At 70.9% G+C, this 22,907-nt stretch carries 13 protein-coding genes; 7 read left to right on the top strand and 6 right to left on the bottom strand.

Annotation, left to right across the window (positions count from 1 at the left end; translation table 11 throughout):
- Position 1 precedes the first annotated feature (1 nt).
- Positions 2-3,991 (bottom strand): M36 family metallopeptidase, encoded by a 3,990-nt coding sequence (locus GF068_RS27215; RefSeq protein WP_153822392.1) that lies wholly within the window; start codon positions 3,989-3,991, stop codon positions 2-4.
- A gap of 271 nt (positions 3,992-4,262) precedes the next feature.
- Between GF068_RS27215 and GF068_RS27210 the strand changes: the two genes are divergently transcribed.
- The 4 genes from GF068_RS27210 (at position 4,263) to GF068_RS27195 (ending at position 10,777) form a co-directional block, all read left to right on the top strand.
- On the top strand, positions 4,263-5,366 hold the full coding sequence (locus GF068_RS27210) for a phosphodiester glycosidase family protein (RefSeq protein WP_153822391.1): 1,104 nt from the start codon (positions 4,263-4,265) through the stop codon (positions 5,364-5,366).
- A 293-nt stretch (positions 5,367-5,659) separates the two neighbouring features.
- Positions 5,660-8,794, top strand: a complete 3,135-nt coding sequence (locus GF068_RS27205) for a DUF4215 domain-containing protein (RefSeq protein ID WP_153822390.1) — start codon at positions 5,660-5,662, stop codon at positions 8,792-8,794.
- A gap of 115 nt (positions 8,795-8,909) precedes the next feature.
- On the top strand, positions 8,910-10,151 hold the full coding sequence (locus GF068_RS27200) for a hypothetical protein (RefSeq protein WP_153822389.1): 1,242 nt from the start codon (positions 8,910-8,912) through the stop codon (positions 10,149-10,151).
- Between the two features lie 11 nt (positions 10,152-10,162).
- Positions 10,163-10,777: an ATP-binding cassette domain-containing protein gene (locus GF068_RS27195; RefSeq protein ID WP_338046590.1), complete on the top strand. Its 615-nt coding sequence runs from the start codon at positions 10,163-10,165 to the stop codon at positions 10,775-10,777.
- Here the strand turns inward: GF068_RS27195 and GF068_RS27190 are convergent.
- From GF068_RS27190 to GF068_RS44425, 5 genes are all read right to left on the bottom strand, one after another.
- A complete protein-coding gene (locus tag GF068_RS27190) occupies positions 10,774-12,138 on the bottom strand; it encodes an RtcB family protein (RefSeq protein ID WP_206079566.1) in 1,365 nt (454 codons plus the stop codon). The genes GF068_RS27195 and GF068_RS27190 overlap by 4 nt on opposite strands.
- 82 nt (positions 12,139-12,220) lie before the next feature.
- Positions 12,221-12,652: an archease gene (locus tag GF068_RS27185; protein WP_153822386.1), complete on the bottom strand. Its 432-nt coding sequence runs from the start codon at positions 12,650-12,652 to the stop codon at positions 12,221-12,223.
- A 34-nt stretch (positions 12,653-12,686) separates the two neighbouring features.
- Positions 12,687-13,784: a DUF533 domain-containing protein gene (locus tag GF068_RS27180; protein ID WP_153822385.1), complete on the bottom strand. Its 1,098-nt coding sequence runs from the start codon at positions 13,782-13,784 to the stop codon at positions 12,687-12,689.
- Positions 13,785-13,867: 83 nt separating this feature from the next.
- Positions 13,868-15,913 (bottom strand): DUF4139 domain-containing protein, encoded by a 2,046-nt coding sequence (locus tag GF068_RS27175; RefSeq protein WP_153822384.1) that lies wholly within the window; start codon positions 15,911-15,913, stop codon positions 13,868-13,870.
- Positions 15,914-16,353: 440 nt separating this feature from the next.
- Positions 16,354-16,917, bottom strand: coding sequence for a BP74-related protein (locus tag GF068_RS44425; protein WP_206079573.1), 564 nt, complete (start codon positions 16,915-16,917; stop codon positions 16,354-16,356).
- 212 nt (positions 16,918-17,129) lie between these two features.
- On the opposite strand from GF068_RS44425, the gene GF068_RS27165 reads away from it, so the two are divergent.
- The 3 genes from GF068_RS27165 (at position 17,130) to GF068_RS44420 (ending at position 22,896) form a co-directional block, all read left to right on the top strand.
- Positions 17,130-17,912 (top strand): peptidoglycan-binding protein, encoded by a 783-nt coding sequence (locus GF068_RS27165; RefSeq protein WP_153822383.1) that lies wholly within the window; start codon positions 17,130-17,132, stop codon positions 17,910-17,912.
- Between the two features lie 65 nt (positions 17,913-17,977).
- Positions 17,978-19,615 carry a hypothetical protein gene (locus GF068_RS27160; RefSeq protein ID WP_153822382.1) on the top strand — a complete coding sequence of 546 codons (1,638 nt, stop codon included), beginning with the start codon at positions 17,978-17,980 and terminating at the stop codon, positions 19,613-19,615.
- Positions 19,616-19,671: 56 nt separating this feature from the next.
- A complete protein-coding gene (locus tag GF068_RS44420) occupies positions 19,672-22,896 on the top strand; it encodes a serine/threonine-protein kinase (RefSeq protein WP_206079565.1) in 3,225 nt (1,074 codons plus the stop codon).
- Positions 22,897-22,907 lie beyond the last annotated feature (11 nt).

Raw genomic sequence — 22,907 nt, 5'->3', positions numbered from 1 at the left:
GTTACTTGCGGGTCCGACGACGCAGCCGGGCGGCCACGGCGCCGAGCAGGCCGAGGGCGGCCGCCGCGGGCAGGACGGGGCTCTTCTGCTCGTCACCGACGACCGAGCAGCTGCAGCCGGCATCGTCGTTCAGGACCGGGCCGCCGCCGCCGTTGCCGCCGACGCCCGCGCCGCCGTTCCCCGCGCCCGGCTTCACGACCACGTTCACGAGGTCGCTCGCCATGCCCTTGCCGTCGGAGACGGTGAGCTGGAACGTGAGGGTCGCGTCGACGTCCACGGTGGGCGCGACGAACGTGGGCTTCGGGCCGTCGCCGGTCATGAGCGCGACCTCGAGCCCGGCCGTCTGCGTCCACTTGTACGTGAGCGCGTCGCCGTCCGGATCGCTGCTGCCCGAGCCGTCGAGCTCGACCTGATCCCCGCTCGACACCACGAGGTCCTCGCCGGCGTTCGCCACGGGCAGGCCCACGCAGTTCGTGCTGTCCTCGACGATCGACGCGAACGGCTTGTTCACCGCGCCCTGCACGTCGACGTCGTCGATCTCCCAGCCGTACGCGCCGGCCGCCGGATCGGTGCCGATCCGGAAGCGCAGCTTGAACGTCTGGCCCACGAGCGCGGAGCCGAAGTTCAGGTTCATCGTGCTGAAGCCCGGCCAGGCGCCGTTGCGGTTGACGATGCCCTGGCGGTTGCCGAGCGGGTTGTCGGAGATGTCCGTGATCGTGCCGTTATAAGGCACGTTCCCGAACTGGCTCGCGTCCTGCCAGCTCTGACCGCCGTCCGTCGAGATCTCGATCACCGCGCCGTCGTAGTTGACCTGCCCGCCGCCCTGCGGCGCCGGACCGACCTCGAACTCGTGGCGGTGCTTCACGGTGATCGTGAGCGGCCCCGGGCCCGCGACGATGGGCGGCGACTCGAGCGAGGTGTCGCTGATGGAGCCGGAGTCCACGCCGTGGAAGACGTGGTTCGGCGGCCCGTTCTGGATGCGGCTCCAGACCTTGTCCGCGCCGTCGCCCGACTTCGTCCACGTCTCGATGTCGCTCTCGGCGGTCTCGATCGTCGCCGAGGTCGGCACGTTGTCGTAGTTGATGTACGGCACCTGGACGAGCGTGGTCTTCGCGTTGCACGTCTGGGCGCTCGTCACGCCGATGTCGAGCGACACGGAGCCGATGCCCGCGATCGAGCCGTCGAGGGCGACGTCGATCGTCGCCTTGGCCGAGCCGAAGGGCGGGATCGTCGGGAGCTGCACCGAAGCGCCGTTCGGGAACGAGATGCCCGCTTGTTGCGCCGCGACGGTCGCGACCGCGTCGGTGAGCGGAGCGACGCCCGTGTTCTTGACCTCGATCGTGACGCGGCCCTGCTCCTGGGCGTCGAGGCGACCGTCGGAGTCGCAGGACTGGATGGCGTCGTCGAGGTCGCCCGCGAGGTCCGAGACCGTCGCTTTGACCTCGAAGCTCTCGACCACGCCCGCGTTGTCCTGCGAGTCGCGCGGCGGCGAGACCGCGCACGAGCCCGCGCCGCGCTTGGCGAAGGCCTGAGCGATGGCCTCCATGTCCTTCACGTCGACCGCGGCGGCGGCCGCGAGGAGCGCGTCGCGCTGCTCGAGGAACGTCGCGTCCGGCGGGACCATCTTCAGCGCCGTGACCACATAGTCGGCCATGCGCCTGCGGCCCCCTTCGAAGTCGTAGGGCGATCCCGCCTCCTGGCTCCGCTTGAGGAGCGCGATCGTGGCCTCGAACATCATCGTCGCCCAGATCTCGCCCGCGTTGTGCACCTCGGAGTTCGGCGCCGGGATCGTGGCCATCGGGTGATCCGGCAGCGCCACGCCGTCCATGATGTGGCGGAACGACAGGCCGTTTTTCGTCATGTCGGTCGAGTACGGGACGCGCCGAATGCCGTAGTAGCCGCTGTCGCCGAGCGTCGCGGTGGCGTAGACGCTCATGCCAAAGACGCCGTCGAGATCGTCGCCCTCGCGCAGGCTCATGTGGAGCGCGACGAAATCACCCCAGCCCTCGCCCATGCCGGCGCATTGCTGGGCGCCGCAGTACGCGAGCCGGTTGTGCAGGTAGTGGCCCCACTCGTGCGCGACGATGTGGTTGTCGATGGTGCCGTCGCGCTCGACGCCCGCGGCCGAGCGGACCATCGTGGCCGTCAGATCACCGCCCACCATGGCCTGCTTGATCGCGGTGCCCGAGGCGAGCGTGACGGACATGACCGGGATCGACACGTTCCCGTTCGGCTGGCCGTTCGGCATGTACGGCGGGCTCGCCTCGTTCTGGTTGTTGGCGAGGATCATGCCGATGGCGCCCGCGGCCTGCGCGTTGACGGCCTTCTGCTTGAACGTGCACGAGCCGCGATCGATGACGACGATCTTGCCGCTCACGTTGTTCTGGATGGCCTGGCAGCCGTCGCCGAAGGTGCCGGGCGTCTCGTTCGTCGTGGCCGTGGACTGGTCGTCGACGAGCGAGAGGGCGCCCATCTGGTTGAAGGTCTGCGGCCCGAACTCCGCGACCTCCGTGCCGTAGGCCTTGCCGCCGGGGTTCGTCGTGAGGCTCCGCGTGGCCGCGCCCGACCAGAGGTACATCTGCATGATCGGCGAGTCGCCGTCAGCGGGCGTCTGCATGTTCGCGTTGTTGCGGGCCTGGCTGTTGAACGCGCTGTCCTGCGCCTCCGCGAGCAGCGGGTCGCCCTCCTCGCCGCCGCGGCCGAAGTTGCTCTTCTGCGCGTTGCCGGCGGCCTCGTTGAAGCCCGAGTCGTACCAGTAATCGTGCAGCCAGTTGTTCACGTAAAAGAGCTGCGTGGCGGCCGCCATGATCTGGTTCTGGCTCGACGTCGGCGCCGCGTTGACGTCGTACGTCCGATCGAACACCCCGGGCGAGGTCACGAGCGGGCGCACGTCGCCACTGCCGAAGCCGTCCGGCGTGTTGTGATCGGCGTAGGCGTCGACGTTGTTGCCCGACGTCGAGGTCGCCCCGGAGGGCAGCCACGGATCGAACGTGCCCTGGGGGTTCTTGTTGAACCCGTCCATCGAGACGAGCGACGGCGCGATGAACGGAGGCGCGGTGCCGTCGGGCACGCCCGTCGGGTGCGGGGTGAAATCGGCCTGCGGGCCGTCGAGGGGGCGTTTGTCGCCGGTGGAATCGGCCCAGACCCTGTAATTGAACGCCGCGTCGTGTGACAGATTCTGTCGATAGAGGACGCGCCCGTCGTCGGCCGCGATCACGTAGCCATAGAGCCCCGATTCTTTCTGGCCCACCTCGCGCGGACGGATTTCGAGGTAGTAAGCGGGGACGAGGCGATCCGGCAGCGGGAAATACACCTTCTTCACGCGCGCGGGGCCGCCGAGCTCGTGGCCCTCGGTGGGCAGGAGATCGAAGGTCTGGTATCGACCTTTTTCGCCGCGGGGGACGAGGTTCGCGACGGGGAGGTCCGCGCCGTGGAAATCCCGGAACGCGCTGGCGAGCGCGCCCTGGGGCGTCACGACGAAGGTGCGCGAGACCCGCTTGTTCCCGGCAAACCCGGACGGGTGGAGGTGGTTCGAGGCCGCCACGAGGCGGTGGCTGCGATCGAGCAGCACGTTCGCCCCGCCGCGATGGACCTCGATGCCGTCGATCTCCTGCGCGAGGCGGACGACGACACCTCCCTCGTCGCGATGATGAATTTCGCGCACGACCGTGGCCTGGATGGCGGCCTCGGGGAGCCGCAGCATCGGAGCCACGTTCACGAGCGCCTTGCGCGCGGCGATGTCGGGCTTGGTCGAGGCGACGAGCGCCTTCGTCCCGCCCTGATCACGCGACGCCCAGAAAAAAGCCGGAGCGCCGGTGCGCGGCTGCACCGACGTGACGTGGATGCCGACGGGAGACACGACGCGCGAGGCCCCGGCGGGAATGGGCTGCGCGCGATACGAAGCATCAAAGTTCGGCAGCTCCTTCGCATGCGCAAAGGAAGCCCCGACCAGCGCCGTGAGCATGGTGAGACAACGAACGGAGCGCTTCATCGAAATCCTCCAACAAAGGAGACGCTCCCGACCCTTCAATGTGAAGCGGGCGGGGAGACGATCAAGAGACAGGCGTACTCGTTTGTAGCGCGCGAGGGAAGCGGATTCCGGCGGAAACGTTATGGTCTCTCCGCGTCGCGGCGCGCGCCAACGCACGCATTCGCACGATGATGCAAGATTCCGCCGTCCGCAGCCTGGAAATTCCTGCCGCGCTGCTTTTCTTTCGCAATCCAGGTGCTCGGCGCGCGACTTGTGCTAATGGCGACGCAGCATGGTCCGCCGGTTCTTCCCGTGCTTCCTTTCGATCCTCGCCTCGGCGTGCTCCGCGGCGCCTCCGCCCCTCGACCATTCGGCGCCGCCGCCGCCCCGCGCCGCGGCGAGCCCCGCGGCGCCCGCCGTCACGACACCTCCGCCGGAGCCTGCGGAAACGAGCGCCCCGGCGATCGCTGCTGCACCAAAGGTTCCTGCTCCCACGAATTCAGGTCCTCCCTTTCCGCCCCCCGCGTTCACGCCGCCCCACACCCGCACCGCCAAACCCGGCGACGGCGCCTTCACGCTCCTCGAGGAGGGCGCGGCGCAAGGCACGGGGGCGCTCGCGCGCGCGGTCGTCCACCCGCACCCGGTCAAACCCCACCCGTACGTCGTCGTCGTGGCCGTCGATCTGCGCAAGGTCGAGCTGCACCTCGTCGCCGGCACGGAGGAGCCCACGTCGAGCGGGGTGTCAAAAGATCGACGCCCCGGCCTCGTCCCTGCGGCCGATCTGCCCTCGCTGATTGCGGTGTTCAATGGCGGGTTCATGGCGAGGCACGGCAAATGGGGGATGATGGTCGACGGCGACGTCTTCCTGCCGCCGCGGGAGGAGGGCTGCACGGCGGCGATCCTCGGCGACGGGTCGGTGCGTATCGCGAGCTTCCCGGCGCTCGCGCCCCTCGCGGCGGAGATCCGCGCCTACCGGCAGACGCCGCCCTGCCTCATCGAGGACGGCGCGCTCCACCCGCGGCTGCCGAACGAGGACACCGCGCGGCTCTGGGGCGCGGCCGAGGGCGGAAATCGCGAGATTCGCCGCACGGCGCTCGGGCTCCACGCGGACGGGACGACGCTCCTCTTCGCGATCGGCGAGTGGGTATGGGCGCGTGACCTCGCAGCGGCGATGAAATCGGCGGGCGCCGTGTCCGCCGCGGAGCTCGACATCAACTGGTCGTATACGCGGTTCCTCCTGTACGACCGTTCGACCCCGCCCGCGGTCGTCTCGACGCTGATCGAGAAAGTCGAATACACGAAGAGCGGCTACGTCACGAAGCCCGCCCCCCGGGATTTTTTCTACCTCAAGCAGAAGCGAGCCGCAGCGCCGGCGCCCCCTGACGCGCCCGGCTGAATCCCAAACCCTGCCCCTCCGGCATGCCGAGCGGTTGCGTGGGGCAGACCGCAGAGCCGCGGGGAAGCGGGAGCATGCGGCGGAAGGAGCTGCCCCATAGCCCCGAAATCGCGGGGACGGGGGTGCTTCCGGGCCGATCTACCCCTTGACCGGGTTTTTCGGCTGTGATGAGGTCTCGCTTTGGCAAACCGGAAAGGCCGGCGTCCCCTGGGCCGGCGGACCGTGTGGTCCCTCGCGCTTTCATGGCGCCGATGGGGAGAAAGGGCATGTCGCCCATGAGTCGATGGAGAAGCTTGGGAATCACGAGGTACGCCACGGCGACCTTCGCGCTCCTCGCGGTGAGCATGAGCGCGACGACGGGCTGCGAGGTCGTCTCGAAGCCGGATCGGTCGCAAATCGAGCCGACCGGCGGCGCCGGCGGGATGGGCGGCGCGGGCGGCATGGGCGGGGCCGGCGGCATGACCGGGTGCATGACGGCCGACGATTGCCCCGGGGCCGACACCGTCTGCCGGACGCGCACCTGCACGGCGGGCGTCTGCGGCGAAGTGCTCGCGCCCATGGGCACGCCGAGCGACACGCAGATGCCCGGTGACTGCGCCCGCGAGATCTGCGACGGCCAGGGCGAGCTCACGCTCGAGAACGACGACACCGACATCCTCGACGACCAGAACGATTGCACCGAGGACGTCTGCAATGCGGGGACGCCGGAGAACAACCCGCTCGCGGCCGGCGAAGCGTGCGCCACGAACGACGGCAAGCTCTGCGACGGCGCGGGCCAGTGCGTCGAGTGCCTCGCGCCCTCGGACTGCCCCGAGAACGTATGCGCGGGCAACGTCTGCGTCCCCGCCGGGTGCGGCGATACCGTGAAGAACGGCGCCGAGACCGACGTGGACTGCGGCGGCGGCGCCTGCGCCCCCTGCGCCGACGGCCTCGTCTGCGGGGTGGCGTCCGATTGCGAGAGCGGCGTGTGTGACGCCGGCATCTGCCTGGCGCCCACCTGCACGGATACGATCGAGAATGGCGAGGAGACGGACGTCGATTGCGGCGGCACCACCTGCGACCCCTGCGACCCCGGCCTCGGCTGCGTCGTGGACTCCGATTGCGTGGGCGGCTCCTGCTCCGGCTCGATCTGCCTGCCGACCTGCACCGACCAGGTCAAGAACCGCAACGAGACGGACGTCGACTGCGGCGGACCGAACTGCGCGCCCTGCGACGCCGGCCTGATTTGCTCGGTCGACTCGGATTGCGCGAGCAAGATCTGCGCGGGCGGCACCTGCGAGGCCGCGACGTGCATGGACACGATCCAGAACGGCGGCGAGTCGGGCGTCGATTGCGGCGGCCCGGACTGCGCGCCCTGCGCCGACGGCATCACCTGCAATGCGCCGACCGACTGCCAGAGCGGCGTCTGCACGGGCAACGTTTGCCAGATGCCGACGTGCACGGACGCCACGAAGAACGGCGCCGAGACGGACGCGGATTGCGGCGGCGGCGCCTGCCCGCCCTGCGACCTCGACAAGGCTTGCCTCGTGAACGCCGACTGCGCGAGCGACATCTGCTCGGGCAACGTCTGCGCCATCTCGCTCTGCGGCGACGGCGTCATGACGGGCGCCGAGGCCTGCGACGACGGCAATGCGACGGCCGGCGACGGCTGCGACGCCGCGTGCGGGGTCGAGCCGGGCTGGCTCTGCACCGGCACGCCGAGCGTCTGCAGCGCGATCTGCGGCGATGGCCTCGTGAAGGGCACCGAGACCTGCGACGACACGAACATGATGTCCGGCGACGGCTGCGCGCCGAACTGCCAGGCCGAGCTCGGTTATGCTTGTAACGGCGAGCCGAGCGTCTGCGGCACCGTCTGCGGCGACGGCATCCAGGCCGGCGCCGAGGCGTGCGACGACGGCAACATGAGCGACGACGACGGCTGCGTCGCCGGCTGCGTCGTCGCGACCTGCGGCGACGGCTACGTCAACCTGGGCGTCGAGACCTGCGACGACGCCAACGCGACGGCCGGCGACGGCTGCGCGCCGAACTGCCAGGCCGAGCCTCTTCATGCGTGTTATGGCGCGCCCAGCACCTGCGTCCTGATCGAGGCCGAGCCGAACGGCACGTGCGCGACCGCGAGCGGCCCGCTCCTGCCGCCCTTCGCGATCACCGCGAAGATCACGCCCGCCGGCGATCTGGACTTCTACTCGTTCACCGTGCCCGCCCAGGCGGACGTGAAGATCGAGACCTTCGTCCCGTCGGTCGGCTCCTGCACCACGGGCAACGACACGAAGATCGAGCTCCGCGGCCCGGACTGCAACACGATCATCATGTCGGACGACGACGACGGCATCAACACCTGCTCGTTGATCGACTCGACGGCCTCGGCCGACACGGCGGCGCGCAAGCTCGCCCCGGGCACGTATTACGTGCGCGTGGAGGAGCTCGGCAACAACGCGGTGATCGCCGGCTATCAGCTCCAGGTGACGTTCAACGCGCTCTGCGGTGACGGCGCGGTCACGGGCACCGAGGTCTGCGACGACGGCAACCTGACGAACGGCGACGGCTGCACCTCGACCTGCACCGTCGAGCCCGACTACCAGTGCACGGGCTCGCCGAGCGTCTGCGCCCTGAGCTGCGGCGACGGCGTGATCAACGGCGACGACGTCTGCGACGACGGCAACCTGACGAACGGCGACGGCTGCTCCTCGATCTGCAACATCGAGCAGGGCTTCATCTGCACGGGCGAGCCCAGCGTCTGCACCTTGAGCTGCGGCAACGGCGTCCTCGACGGCAACGACGCCTGCGACGACGGCAACCTGACGAGCGGCGACGGCTGCTCGGCCACGTGCTTGAACGAGCCGAACTTCAAGTGCCTCGGGGCCCCGAGCGTGTGCACGCCGGTCGAGCAGTACTGCAACGACGGCATCGACAACGACGGCGACGCGATCATCGACGCCGCCGACTCGGACTGCACGCTCCCGGCCTACTTCCCGGCCTGCGCGGCGGGCCAGCGGCTCGTCGTCGTCCGGTCGTACGACACGCCGATCCCGATCCCGGACAACAACCTGACGGGCATCAACAGCTTCGCCGGCGTGGCGAGCGTGGGGACGATCAACCGCGTGGCCCTGCTCCTGAACATCACCCACACCTGGGACTCGGACCTCCGGATATGGCTGATGCCGCCGATCGGCGCCGAGATCGACGTCTCGTCGGACAACGGCGGCTCGTTCGACAACTACACGGCCACGATCCTCGACACGACCTGCGCCACGGCGGTCACCGCCGGCTCCGGGCCCTTCTCGGGCTGCTTCAAGCCCGAGACGGCGTTCACGTCGTACAACGGCACCCTCGCCCAGGGCCGCTGGAGGCTCCGCGTCGCGGACGACACCGGCTCGGATACGGGCACCCTGAACAACTGGGCCGCCATCTTCTGCACCACGCCCTGATCCGGCTCCCCTCCCGGGCCGGCCGCCCTCCACGCGGCCGGCCTCCTTCCCCGCCTTTTCCTGCCCGACGCTCCCCGCTATCCTGCCCTCCGCGCGCACACGGGAGGGGCGTGCGATGCGAAACCTCGCTCTCGCGAAGATCCTCGTCGTCCTCGGCGCCCGCGCGGCTTATCCGCTCGCGGCGCCGCTCCTCCTCGGCATCTTCATCGTCGCGTCGGTCCTCTTCGGCCCGAACGGGATGAGCCCCCCCGAGGCGCTCGCCGTGATGCGCGCCTCCCCCACCCTCCTGGCCGTCCTCTGGGCCGGATGGCTCGTCCTCGGCCTGCCCGCCGCCCGCGCCGCGCTCGTTCCTCCTTCGGGCACCTACCTCCGCTGGTTGCCCGCCCCGCGCCTCGTGTTTCACCTCGCTGGTGCGGCGTGTGCGCTCGTCGTGGAGGCGCCGTGGATGCTGCTCTTCGGCTGCGGCGAAGGGCTCGTCTCGGCCGCCACGGCCGGGCTCGCGGCCCTCGCTGGGCACGCGCTCTGCGCCACGCGGCCGTGGGGCGCGCTTTCGGCCCTCGCCGCGGCCTTCGTGGGCGGCGCCGTGTTCGCCTCGGCCTCGCCGCTCGCGCTCGCGCTCGCCCTCGTCGCGGCGTGCCTCTCCATTCCGGAGGCCTTCCGCCGCGCGCCCGAGGCTTCGGCCCGCGCGAACCGTGGCTTCTTTGGTCGCTCTCCGCTCGGCGCGCTCGCCTCGACGTTCCTCCTCGGCGTCCTGCGCGGCGAACCTGCGGTGCTCGGGCGCGCGCTCTCGCTCGCGGCGCTCGCCGGGCTCGTGCTCCCGCTCGCGGCCCGCGGGCACGATCTCGAGGCGGACGCGTCGATCGGCGCGCTCGCCCTCGGCCTCGCGGCTGTCGCGCTCTCCCCGGGCCTCTCGGGGGCGGCCGCGGCCGTGGTGCGGTCCGAGCGCGCTGCGTCGTGGCTCTGCGACGCCACGGGCACGGCCCCCGCGGCCCGCGCGCTCGCCGCCGCCCTCGCCGGCGGCCTCCTCGGGGCGGCGAGCGGGCTCGTGCTCGCCCTCGTGGCCGCATTTGGCCTTCACGCGCCGCTCCTGCTCACGGCGCGCCTCGTCGCGCTCTCCGTCGTGTTTGGGCTCGCCACGGGCGCGGTCCTCGTCGGGGGCGCGCGGGAGGCCGAGGCCTCTCCCCGGCGCGGCGATCGCGGCATGGTCCAGGCGCTCGTCTGGGCCGCGTTTGGCGCGACCGCGGCGTCGCTCGCGGGTGAAGGCTCGCTCGCCCTCTCCTCCGCTGTCGCGCTCCTCCTGCTTCACCGATCCGCGCGGCGCGCCGAAGTGCTACGCAGGCTCCGAGGTGCGGCTTGACGCTCTCGATCGTGGAATTGAAAAAGCGGCTCGGCGGGCGGCTCGTCCTCGACGGCGTGGACCTCGTGGCCGATCCTGGCGAGGCCGTGGCCCTCTTCGGCGACAATGGCGCCGGCAAGTCCACGCTGCTCCGCATCCTCGCCGGCGTGCTCGACGCCGATCGGGGCCGCGCGACGCTGGGCGGCGCCTCGATCCTCGGCTCGGCCGCCGCCGCGCGCGGGCACGTCGGTTACGTGCCCGAGGCCGCGGACGCCCCCGCCCACCTCTCGCCGCGCGAGCTCGCCGCGCTCGTCGCTGCATTGAAGCGTGTCCCGGCCCCGGACGAGGCGCGGCTCGAGCGGCTCGGGCTCCACGCGTACTGGGACCGGCCCTTCGGCGGGCTCTCCCTCGGCCAGCGGCGCCGGAGCTGCTTGTGCGCGGCGCTCCTCGGCGACGTGCGGCTGCTTTTGCTGGACGAGCCGACGAACGGCCTCGACGCAGCGGGCGTCCGCGAGCTCACCGCGCTGATGAAAGAGCGCCGCGAGGCGGGCACGACGATCCTCGTCGCGACACACGATCCCGCGTTCGCCGAGGCGATCGGCGCGACGCGGGTCCGGCTCTCGGCCGGCAAGCTCCGCGCGGACTAACCTTTGACCACGCCGATCGGCCGCAGCCGCGCGACCTTCCTGGCGATCCCTGCGGCGGCCACGACGTCGACCACCCGATCGACGTCCTTGTACGCCGCGGGCGCCTCCTCGGCGAGTTCGGCGTTCGACGCGCAACGAATGACGATCCCGCGGGCCTCGAGCTCCTTGCGCAGCACGTGGCCCGTCACCTTCTTTTTCGCGGCGGCGCGGCTCATTTGCCGCCCGGCGCCGTGGCAGGTGCTCCCGAATGAAACCTCGCTCGCGTGCGCGGTCCCCACGCAGACGAAGGACGAGGTCCCCATGCTGCCCGGGATGAACACGGGCTGACCGAGGTCGCGATAGGCCAGCGGCACGTCCCGGCTCCCGGGCCCGAACGCGCGCGTCGCGCCCTTGCGGTGCACGCAGACCTTCTTCCCCTGGTATTTCTCGATCTTCGCCGTGTTGTGCCCGACGTCGTAGATCAAGCGCAAAAAACCGTCCCGCTCGCCGAACATCCGCCGGAACACCTCGCGGACGATGTGCGCGATGAGGTGGCGATTGGCGAACCCGAAATTGGCGGCGGCGCACATGGCCGCGAAATACCTCTGCCCCTCGGGCGAGGAGAGCGGCGCGCAGGCGAGCTGCCTGTCCGGCACGTGAATGCCGTACCTCTGCATCACTGCGTCCATGAGGCGCACGTGGTCCGTGCACACCTGATGCCCGAGCCCGCGGGATCCCGAATGCACGAGCACCGTCACCCGCCCGACCGAGAGCCCGAGGCGCCCGGCCGCGGCCTCGTCGAACACCTCGTCGACGACCTGCACCTCGAGGAAATGGTTCCCGCTCCCCAGCGTGCCGAGCTGATCGGCCCCGCGCTCCCGGGCGCGCTCCGAGACGGCCGACGCGTCGGCGCCTTCGAGCACGCCGCCGGACTCGATGGCCGCGAGGTCGGTCTCCGTCCCGACCTCGTGCTCGCGGACGAGCGCGGCGGCGCCACCTTCGAGGATGTGCTCGAGCTTCTTGCCCGAAAACGACCACCGCCCCCCGCGCCCGGCGCCCGAGGGCACGCTGCGCGAGAGCTCGTGCACGAGGCCCTCCACGCGACCGGAGATCCTCGCGCGGTCGAGATTCGACACGAGCAGCCGCACGCCGCAGTTGATGTCGAACCCGATCCCGCCGGGCGAGATCACGCCGTCCGGCAGCTCCGTCGCGGCCACGCCTCCCACGGGAAAACCGTACCCCTCGTGCATGTCGGGCATTCCGCAGGCGGCGCCCACGATGCCGGGCAGCGTCGTGACGTTCACGAGCTGCTCGACCGAATGGTCGGAGAGCAAGCCGGGCAGCGTCTCCGGGCTCGCGAAGATACGGGCCGGCACGCGCATGTCGCTGCGATACGAAGTCGGAATCTCGTACACGGAGGGGGCGACCTCGACGAAGGGAGGAGGCGGCGCCGCCCGTTCGGATTCAGATATCGAGGACGACGCGGACCGAGTAGCCATTCGAATCCTCCGTGATGTGGACGTCGTGCAGGGTGGCGGCTTTGACGAGGGGCCGGAGCCCCGGGACCTCGGCGCCACGAACCTGGGCCACGAGGTGATCCTGGTCGAGCTCGTCGAAGCGGAAGGTCACGTACGCCCGGGCATCAACCTCGGTGTGATAGACGAGCTCGTTCAGCCAATCGACGAGCAACGCGTCGCGGTCGACCGAGGTGAGCGAGATGGAAACGGGCTCGCCGGTGGGCTCGGGCAGCGGCGTCCCCTCCCCGACGGCGAGCTCGGCGAGGGCGCGGCCGGCCTCGGCGAAGAGCTCGGGGAGCGTGGGCGCGCAGAGGACGAGCCGGACCTCGGCCGTGTGGTCCTCGAAAGAGTGGCGTGGGCCATTCGGGCCGGGCGTCATGACGCAGGGGAATATCGTCCCGGAGGGACCATCGTCACGGGAGGGGCGGAATGCCGAGGCCGCTGTGCAAGCGGGCGACGTCGTCGGGCCGGAGCCCGAGCATGGAGGGCAGCCCTTTGAGGTACGAGCGCTCGGCCTCGGATTCGGTGCCCGCGGAGAGGAGGGAGACGACGTAGAATTGCTCGGCCATCTGGGGAGAACGAATCTGCCCGACGAGCGCGAACGGCGGCTGCGGGGCTTCGAGCTCGCGGGCGAGCGCGGCTTGATCCTCGGGGCCGAGGCCGGCGCGCGCGACGCGGTCGAGGATACGTGCCCGCTCGTCCGGGTCGATCTGGCCGTCGATGAAGGCGGCGGTGATCATGGCGCGGATGAGGAGCATGGCGTCGGCCTGCATATCGGCAGCGGGCGCGGGCGCGGCGGGCGCGGGTGCGGGCGCGGGCGCGGGCGCGGCGGCGACCGGGTTTGGCGGAGCTCCCCATTGCGCGGGCGGCGCGGGCGGCGCCACGTTCGGCGGAGCTCCCCATTGTGCTGGCGGCGCGGGCGGCGCCGCAGGTGGCCCCGGCGGAGGCCCACCCCAGCCCGGCTGCGGGCCCGGGTTTGGCGGAGCCCCCCATTGAGGTGCCGGCTGCGGCGCGCCGGCCGGCGGGCCGCCCCAGGGCGCGTGTCCCTGCGCGGGCGCCGCGGGCGCGCTCGTCCCCCACGTGGACGGGTCGTTGTGGTAGACCGGCACGCCGAAATTCGTCCCGCCCCCCGGAGGCGCCCCCGGCGCGATCGGCCCGGACGACGATCCCATCAATTGCCCGAAGAACCCTTGTTGCGCCGGCGCTCCGGGCATGGCCTGCATCCCCGGCGCGCCGTGCATCCCGTGCATCCCCGGCGCGCCGTGCATCCCGTGCATCCCCGGCGCGCCCGGCATCTGCGGCGCCGCCGGCTGCTTGAAATGCTGATACGCCATGTACGCGAGCCCGCCCGCCGCCGCGACCCCGGCCGCTCCCGCGAGCAACGTCCCCGCGCCGATTCCGTCGTCCTCGCGATGACGCCGACGACGGCGGGAATCGCGGAAACCCCCGCCGTCGACTCCATCCGAGACCAGCGCGCCCAGGATCCTCTGCGCATCGAACATGGACGCCATGTTCGCCAGGATCCGCGCCACTTTCAAGCCCAGCCTCACCCCCCTCGCCACGCAGTGGAGAGGGGGGTTGGGTGGGTGAGGCCTCAGAGGATCGTCAAGCTCCCGATGTAGTCGGCGAGCTCCTCCTTCGCGACACGCACGGCTGCCTCTGCCGCGTCGATCGACCGATCGATCTCGCCGATCCGATCCTCCGTCGCCGCGAGCGCCGTCAGGTAACGCGTGTGCAGCTCGCTCCCCTGCGGCGAGGCCGCGAGGTTGCGCCGCAGCCGATCCTGATCACTCACCAGCCTCTGCCGCTCGCTCCGCAGGAGCGCGAGCGCCTGCTCCCTCGACGCGAGCGTCTTCTGCAGCTCCGCCACCTGCTCGAGCGCGCTCCGCATGTTCGCCGACAGCTCCGTGGACGAGAGCACCACCCCGAGCTCCTGCGGCGTGATCGACCCGATCACGATGCTTTGCTCGATCGGCCGCTCGAGCACCACGTCCATCGCCACCGTTTGTCCTGCCGGGACCTCTCGACGGATCCGCACGTGTGTCTCCGTCGTCCCGAGCACGCCCTCCGTGGGCGACGTCAGCGTGAAGCCAGGGATACGCGGGTGCTCCACGACGAGGACCCGCGGCTCGTCCGTCGCGCCCTTGATCTCGTACGTCGTCGTGCGCCTCTCCACGCGACGCACCTCGAGCACGCCTCTCGCGATCCGCGCGCCCGCGACGAACTGCGCGAACTTCTCCTCGCGGTCCACGCGCACGTCGAGGTCCACCGCGTAACTCACGAGCCGGTCCTCCCCCTCCGGCAGCGCGCCGAGCCGCGCGTCGCCGACGAACGAGAGCGGCTCACCCGCCTCCTCCGCGTCCTCGTAGATCGCGAGCACGCCCGGCGGCAGGCCCGTCCCGCTCTCGTTCACGAGCCGCACCGACGCGAGCGGGTTCCGCGCGTCCACGTCGTGCCGGTACCACGAGACCCGCTCGACCGGGATCGTATCGCTCACGATCGGCACGAGCAGCGATTGACCACGCGCCAGATCCACCGGCTCCGGGAAGCGGAACACGACCTGCGTCGCGCCCTCCGCCGGCGTGGCGATCGACGGCACCTCGGCCATCGCCCCCCCGACCGGCTGCGCCTCGAGCATCACGCTGTCGGCCGCCGAGGGCGCGGCCATGTAACCACGCATCACGCGGCGCGCGTCCTCCTCCGACTTCTCCTCGGCGTCCGGCACGACCCCCACGTCGACCGGCGGCAACCTGCGCCCGAGCACCTCCACCGGCACCTCCGGTCGATTCACGAAATATGCTTCGTAGATCGCCTGCCGCAGGGTCACGGGGTTGCCCGACGCCACCGACAGCTCGACGTCGTTCCAGTCCTGCCCGCTCATGTTCTCCAGCAAGGCCCAGCCTTCGATCCGCGCCTCGCCTTCCTCCGCCTCCGGCACCACCAGCCGATACGTCGCCTTCCACAGCGGCGCCGCGACCACGTAGCCGACGCGCACGACCCGCTCCCCTTGCCCCGCGACGTCGATCGAGATCGTCCGCCGATCCTGCGCCGCATGCTCCGCGATCGCGGCCAGCGCTCCCTCCACCTGCGCGCGCAGCCGCGCGTCCACGATCTCGATCTGGTCCGCCTGCTCGAGCACGACCTGCCGCATGCCCGTCGCCGTCAAGAGCGACAGCCGGTGCCGCACGATCGTGCCTTGCCCCTCGCCGAGCGAGACCTTCTCCTCCGTCACCGCGACGAGCCGCCCCTCCATCGTCGCGCCGTGCGCCGAGACCCGCAGCATCTGCCCGCGCAGCGCGCGCAAGAGCGACGCCGTGGACGAGAGGTCCTCCTGGGAGAACGGCAGATCCCGGAAGAACTCGGACAGCGGCGCCCGCCCCGGAAGGCTCGCTTGTCCCAGCCTGCCTTGCTCGTCGACCGCGAGGAGGCTCTTCAGCACGTCGCTCACCTGATCGAGCCGGACGTCGAGCGTGAGCTCGGCGTTGCCCGTCACCCGCGCCTCGTGCTCGAAGTACCCGACGCCGCCCGTCGAGAGCATCACCCGCCGCAACGCGAGCTCCTCGGCCGACGCGCCCTCCGCGACAAACGACGTGGCGATGAGCCCGAGCGCCCACGCGGCCCCGATCCTCGATTTCCTCATGTGCCCCCCTCCCGCGCTCCGGCCGTCTGCCGCACGAGCGCGCTGCCATGTTCGTCGAGCGCGCCGCACCTCGCGTCAATGCGGCCGAGCACGCCTCCCCGTTTTTCTGCATCTCCCGCGCGCCCACTCGCTGGGGCGTTGCCCCAGGCCCCAGCAGGAGGGCTGTCCGCCCCCCTGCACCCCCGGACCAGGGCAAGCCCTGGACCTCAGGTGGGAAAACTGCGCTCCGCGCAGTTTTCCCAGCAGGCCGACGAAGAGGCCGCGTTGCCTGCGGAACCGGCAGCGCGGCGGTCTCGGTAGGCAAGGTCGTGGGAGGTCTTGCCACCGGCTGTTCGAAGAACTGCGCATCGCGCAGTTCTTCGACCTTCGGTCCAGGCCGTGCCTGGTCGGGGGTCGAGGGGGCGGACAGCCCCCCGCGGGGTCCGGGGCCGCGCGCGAGGTCACGGCGTCGCCGGACGCACCTCCACGTTCGTGACCTTCGCGCTCCACGGACAGTAGTTGCCGACCTGCTCGAGCCACTCCGCCGTGTTCTCCTCGACGTACTGCGGCGTGCCGTCGCAGAGCTCGATCGTGAAGTCCGCGAAGCCCACCTTCTCCGGGTCCACGTGGAAGGTCCACTGCGGATCGCAGTCCCGCCCGTCGACGACCACCTCGAAGTTCGGCACGCGCGTCATGCCCGACTCCTTCAACTGGATCGCCTCGTCGATGAACACCTGGTTCGTGATCCAGACCGTGAACGAGTACCCCACGACGTCGAACGTCACGAGCGCGCCGCCCGTCCGATCCTCGCAGAGCGCGCTGCCACCTCCGCCCTCGCCGCCCTGACCTCCTGCGCCGCCTTCTCCTCCGACGCCGCCTTGCCCACCCGCGCCGCCTGGGCCACCTGCGCCGCCTTCTCCTCCGGCGCCGCCTTCCCCGCCGAAGCCGCCGGTGTTGTCCGGCGGCGGCGCGCCGCAGTTGCACTCGTCCTCGTTCTCGCAGCCCTGGAGGAACGCGGCGGTCACGGCGAGCGAAAGAACCATAACAAGCGAACGAATCTGTTTCCGCATCATGCCCCTACGCTGCAGCACGCGCCATGCCAGCGGAAAAATCGATTCGCGACGCACCCGCGCCGCGCCGCGTCTGGCCCTGACGCCGCGCCTGGCACAGCTTGCGCCGACAGGACGGCAACACGACGTCTTGCCGCACCGAGGGGTGATTCGTTTAGAATGCGCCCATGTACCCGACGCTCCGGCTCTCGGCAGGTTACGCCGACAAGTCCCCGCACCTGCGGGACGAGGTGAAGGTCCTCCAGCGCGCGCTCGTGGGCTGGGGGTTCGACGTGAAGCCCGACGGCCAGTTCGGCCCCGGCACGGAGAGGGCCGTGCGGAGCTTTCAGCGGCGCCAGGGGCTCGTCCCCGACGACGGCATCGTCGGACCGAAGACGTGGGCGGCGCTGATGCAGAAAAAGAGCACGCCCGTCGGCACGTCGGTGCGCGACACGCCCATCATCACGGGCAGCGAGTGTTTTCCCTTGAGCAAGCTGCCCACGTCGAACTGGACGAGCCCGCCGCGATCGTTCGGCTCACGCAGGAGCGGCGGCGCGCGCGCGCACGCCGGCTGTGACCTCTACGCCTCGCTCGGCACGTGGGTGCACGCCATCGCCGACGGCGAGGTGATCCTCGGGCCGTATCCGTTCTACTGCGAGACGTACGCGCTCGAGGTGCACCACGGCTCGTTCGTCATCCGGTACGGCGAGATCCAGAAGTTCACGACCGTGAAGCAAGGTGACAAGGTCAAGGCGGGGCAACGCATCGCCAAGGTCGGCCACCTCGTGGGCATCAAGGTCCCGAGCGACATGCTCCACCTCGAGATGTACAAGGGCGACGTCTCCGGCCCCCTCACGCAACGCTCGGGCGGGGCGAAGACGGAGAGCGGCGCGTCCTACCAGCGCCGCGCGGACCTCATGGATCCGACCGCGCACCTGCACCGCTGGTCGAGCAATTTGCCGCACGATTGAAGCTCCCTCGCGGAGCGGCGCGCGCCGCTTGCCAAGCGCGGCGGATTCGCTGTACCAACATTGGCATGCGCTCGCTCCGCTCCCCCTTCTCGCTCCTCGTCGCGTCTATCCTCGCCCCCGCGCTCGCGGGTTGTGGAGGCGGAGAAACGAAAGAGCCCCCGGCCGCCACGCCCACGCCGATCGTCGACGCGCAGGGCCGGGCGACGAACCTCAACTGCCCGGGGGCCGTCGGCTGCGAAAAGGCCGAGGGGGATCTACGCGTCGGCGCCTCGGCGCAAAAAATCACGCCCACGATCGAGACCTGGACGGACACGAACCAGAATGGCGAGTGGGACGAGGGCGAGGCGTACGAGGATAAAAACGGCAATGGGCGGTGGGACGGCGTCTGGCTCGCTGGTTTCGGCAATGGCCGGGCGGCGACGGGGGTGCACGACGACGTCTGGGCGCGGGTGGTCGTGCTGGAGCAGGGCGACGTCTCGGTGGGTATGGTCTCGCTCGACCTCGTGGGGTATTTCCAGGAGTACGTGCTCGACATCCGGCAGGCCGCGGCGGCCGAGGGCCTCGATTTCGATCACGTCCTCGTGGCCTCGACGCACGTGCACGAGGCGCGCGACACGATGGGCATGTGGGGCCGTGACCCGAGCACCTCGGGCATCGATCCGGCCTACATGGACCATATCGTCAAGCAGACGGTCCTCGCGCTGAAGGAGGCGAAGGCGGCGCAGAAGAAGGCCAAACTCGTGGTCGCGCAGGCGCAGGCGCCGGAGCTCGTGAACGACACGCGCAGGCCGTTCGTGATCGATCAGAACATCACGACGCTGCAATTCCAGGACGAGAGCGGCGCGGTGATGACGAACATGGTCTTCTGGGGCAACCACCCCGAGGCGCTCGGATCGAAGAACACCCTCTTGACCTCGGACTACCCGCATTACCTGCGCGAGACGATGGAGGCGAAGTGGCCCGGGGCGCCCACGGTCTTCTTCAGCGGCCTGCTCGGGGGCCTCACGACGACGATCGGTATCGTCGGTTGCCCCGATTTCGCGGGCATGGAGACGTGCGAGCAGGGGACGTGGGAGCGGGCGGAGTACGTCGGCAAGGGCGCGGCGGAGGCGGCGATCGCGGCGCTCGAAGGTGGCAGCACGGTGAAGGACGACGCGCCGTCGCTCGCGTTCCGGCGGCGCTCGTTCCTGCTGCCGGCCACGAATATATCCCTCGGCATCGCGGTGCTCTCGGGCCTCATGCCGCGGGAGGTGTACTGGTGGGACGGGAAGCGGGTGACCGAGGCGGAGCGGCCGGGGCTCGGAGCGGGGCTCTTGTTGAGTGGCGACGTGGTCATCGCCTCCGAGGTGAACGGGATCCACATCGGGCCGGTGGCGATCGCGACGGCGCCGGGCGAGCTCTACACGGAGCTATGGCTGCTCACGCCGGGCGGGAGCTCGTACATCGAGAGCCCCGACGGCGCCGATTACCCCGACGCGCTCGCCGAGGTGCCGGTGCAATCGGTGCTGCCGGAGGGCTCGATCAAGGTGATGGTGAACAACGCGAATGACGCGATCGGGTACGTCATCCCCTTGCCGCAGTGGGATCAGGTGCCGCCGTATGATTACGTGGCCGATGATGATCAGTATGGCGAGGAGAACTCGTCGGGGTACCAGGCGGGGCCGATCATCACGCAAGAGTTCGTGAAGATGTACGCGGAGTGAAGCGGAAAGCGTAGGCGCCCCCAAGAGCGCCGAGTCATCCTCCCGTCGAGGTCGCGATGTCCTTCGAGGTGGTGGAAGGAGCAACCTTCGCCGGTCGTTACCGGCTGCTCTGCCGCCTCGCTGCGGGCGCCATGGGCGCGGTGTACGAGGCTCGCCACCTCGGCACGGATCGCCGGTGCGCGCTCAAGGTGATGCTCTCCCACATCATCGAGCGCCCCGAGCTGCGGCGGCGGTTCGAGCTCGAGGCGCGGGTGACGGCGCGCGTCGAGAGCCCGTACCTCGTGGAGGTCTTCGACGCGGGGGTCGACGACGCGACCGGCGCGCCGTTCCTCGTCATGGAGCTGCTCCGCGGCGAGGAGCTCGGACGATGTCTCCAGCGCGTGGGGCGATTCTCGCCCGAGGAGGCCCTTTCGTGCCTCCAGCAGACGGCGCTCGCGCTCGACGCGACGCACCGGGCGGGCATCGTTCATCGCGACCTCAAGCCCGCGAATCTCTTCCTCAGCGTGCGCGAGGATGGCGAGCGGCGCATCAAGATCCTCGATTTCGGCGTGGCAAAGATCATCGCCGAGAGCACCGCCGGTGGAGGCGCGACCCAGACCGTCGGGACGCCGCTCTACATGGCGCCCGAGCAATTCCGTGGCCAGCGCGTCTCGGCGGCGACGGACATCCACGCGCTCGGGATGATGGCCTATACGTTCCTCGTCGGCGAAGCGTACTGGGCCGATGAGAGGAAAGAGGACGACAACCTCGTCGCCTTCGCGCTCAGCGCGGCGTACGGTCCGGTCGAGCCGGCGAGCGCGCGCGCGGCCAGGAACAGGAACGGCGTCCTTTTGCCCGCGGGCTTCGATGCCTGGTTCGCCAAGGCGACCGCCGTCGATCCGGACCGGCGGTTCCCCACGGCGACCGCGGCGGTGCGCGCGCTCGGCGACGTGCTCGGCATCGTCGAGATGGATCACCTCCCCCTGCCCCGCCCTGCATTCGACGACGCGGCGCCGCCGCCGGCGGAGAGCGCTGCGGCCGCGCCGAAAGCCTGCGCGGCCGAGGACGAGGGCTCGCCATCGATCCCCGGACGAACCGAATCCTTGCCGCCCGAGGACGCGACGGCCACGCATTCGACGTTCGATCTCGGCGCGTCCACGTCCATGGCCGAGGGCGGGCCGGCGTCCCCCGGGGAATCGCCCCCGCAGAGGGCATCACCTGCGCCCGTCCGATCACGAAAGCAGGGTATCGCGCTGCTCGTGATCGCCGGCGGCATTCTCGTCGCGATCGGCGGCGCGTCCGTCATCGATCGGCGCGCGCCCGCGCAGGCCGGCCCCCCTGCTGTCGCGCCCGCGGCACCTCCGACCTCCGTGCTGGCGTGCCCGCCCTTCGACGTAGCGGGCGTCGACGCGCCGGCAGGATGGCTCGGCGCCGCGGCGGCGTCTCTCTTCTGCGAACGAGCGCGTATCCTGCGCGGCGGTTCTTCTGGCCAGACGCTCCTCCCCGCCGAGCTCCTCGCCCTCCCGGCGCAGCCCGTGGACCGGTTCCCCGAGGATCCCTACGCCGCCGCCGACGCGCGCGCGAGGGCGGTCGAGGAGGCCCGCCGGCGGGCATCCGCCTACGTCGACGGAGAGGTCGTCCGCGAGGGCGCGGGCTTCCGGATCACCGTCACCCTCCGTCGGCCCGACGGGACCGAAATGGACCGCTCCGCGGGCGCCGGCCGTGCGCTCCACGAAGCCGTGCGGCGCGTGATGAATCCTCTCGCCGAGCGGGGCGCGCTCCCGGTCTCGTCCGCCCTCGATCCCGCATTCGCGGACTACTCGCGCGCTCGTGACGTCGACGGGGCCCTCGCGCTCTTCGACCTCTCCGCGGCCATGAGCAACAATGCGGGCGGGCTCCCGGACGAATGCGCCCGCGTCGCGGCGAAAAGCGCCGACCTCGCGGAGATGGGTCCCGCCGAGGCTCGCCATTGCGCCTACACGCTCGGCCTCCCGCTCCCGCGCGTGGCGCTGCCTCCGCGCGGCCCCCTCGCCTCGCCGGGCGAGCTCGCCGCGCGCGCGCGCGTCGAGCACGTCGCGCTTCGCGTCGACGATCCGGCCACGATCGCCGAGCTCGAGCGGCATTTCGCGCGCGAGCTCGCGCCGCTCGGGCGCTCGACGCTCGCGGCGACGCTCTCCTGCCTGCTTCAATCGTCCGACCCGAAGCGCGCCGCCGACATGGCGCTGCTCGCGGTCCAGGCGGAGCCGAGAAACCCGATCGGCGAGGGGTGCGCGCCCTGGCTCCAGCTCCTCTCGGTGGTCTATGGAACCGCGAGCGCGGACGCGACGTTGCGGGCGATGCAGGCGTGGGTGCCCTGGAACAGCTACGGCTGGTTGTTCCAGGCGAAGAGGCCGGGCGATGAGGCCACCACGCTCGGGTATGCGCGACGCGCCTATACCCTTTCCCCCCTCGACACGTCCGTGGCGGGCACGCTCGCGGACAAATTGCTCGCCTCGGGCGCGCGGGAGGAGGCGCGCGGCATTGCGCTCGCGCTCGCGACCGGGGGTCATCCCGTCCACCGCGTGGGCAGCGATTTGCTCCTCGTGCGTATCGAGGCGAGCGAGGCGCGCTTCGGCGCGGCCCTCGCGCGCGCGAGGCGAGCCATGCTCGTCTCCCCGGACGACGCTGGATGGCTACGCGTGCAGCGCTTCGACATCGGCTGGCGCGCCCTCCAGATCGCGCTCGTCCTCGGCCGCGCGCGGGAGATGGCCGATTTCCTCGTGGGACATTTCCTCGATCCCGAACCTCCGCCGCTCGACGGCGCGTACCTCGATGTCCCGCTCCGGCTCCCGGCCATTTGCGCGCACGCCTCGCCTGCCGTGTCTCGCCGCTGCTTTGCCCGGATCCGTGAGCTCCGGCCGCGCCTCTCGTACAGCGCCCTCCCGGACGCGGACGCCTTCACCGACGGGGCGGAGCGTCACGCGAACGGCGACTTCGCCGGCGCCGCCCGCGCCTTCCGGCCCTTGCTCCGGACGCCGGGCCCGTTCGTCGAGGTGCTCGCGGAGCCGATGGTGGAGACGTTCGAGCGAATGGGCGAGAATGAGCTCGTCGCCCGCCTGGAGGCGGCGATCGCCGATCGTTCGTCGGAGCTCAACGGCGCGAGCCTCGCGCGGGTGCGCGCCGCGCGCCGCGCGGCCCGGCGAGGGGAAAACGACCGGGCGCGGCAGCTCGCGCAGCAGGTCCTCGACGCGTGGTCGGTCGCGGACGAGACCGTGCCCGTGGTGGCGGAGATGCGCCGGCTCGTCGAGGCGCAGGCGCGGTGAGCAAGAATCGA

The organism is Polyangium spumosum, assembly GCF_009649845.1.
Taxonomy (GTDB): Bacteria; Myxococcota_A; Polyangia; order Polyangiales; family Polyangiaceae; genus Polyangium; species Polyangium spumosum.
This window is presented reverse-complemented; position numbering and strand designations above follow the sequence as displayed.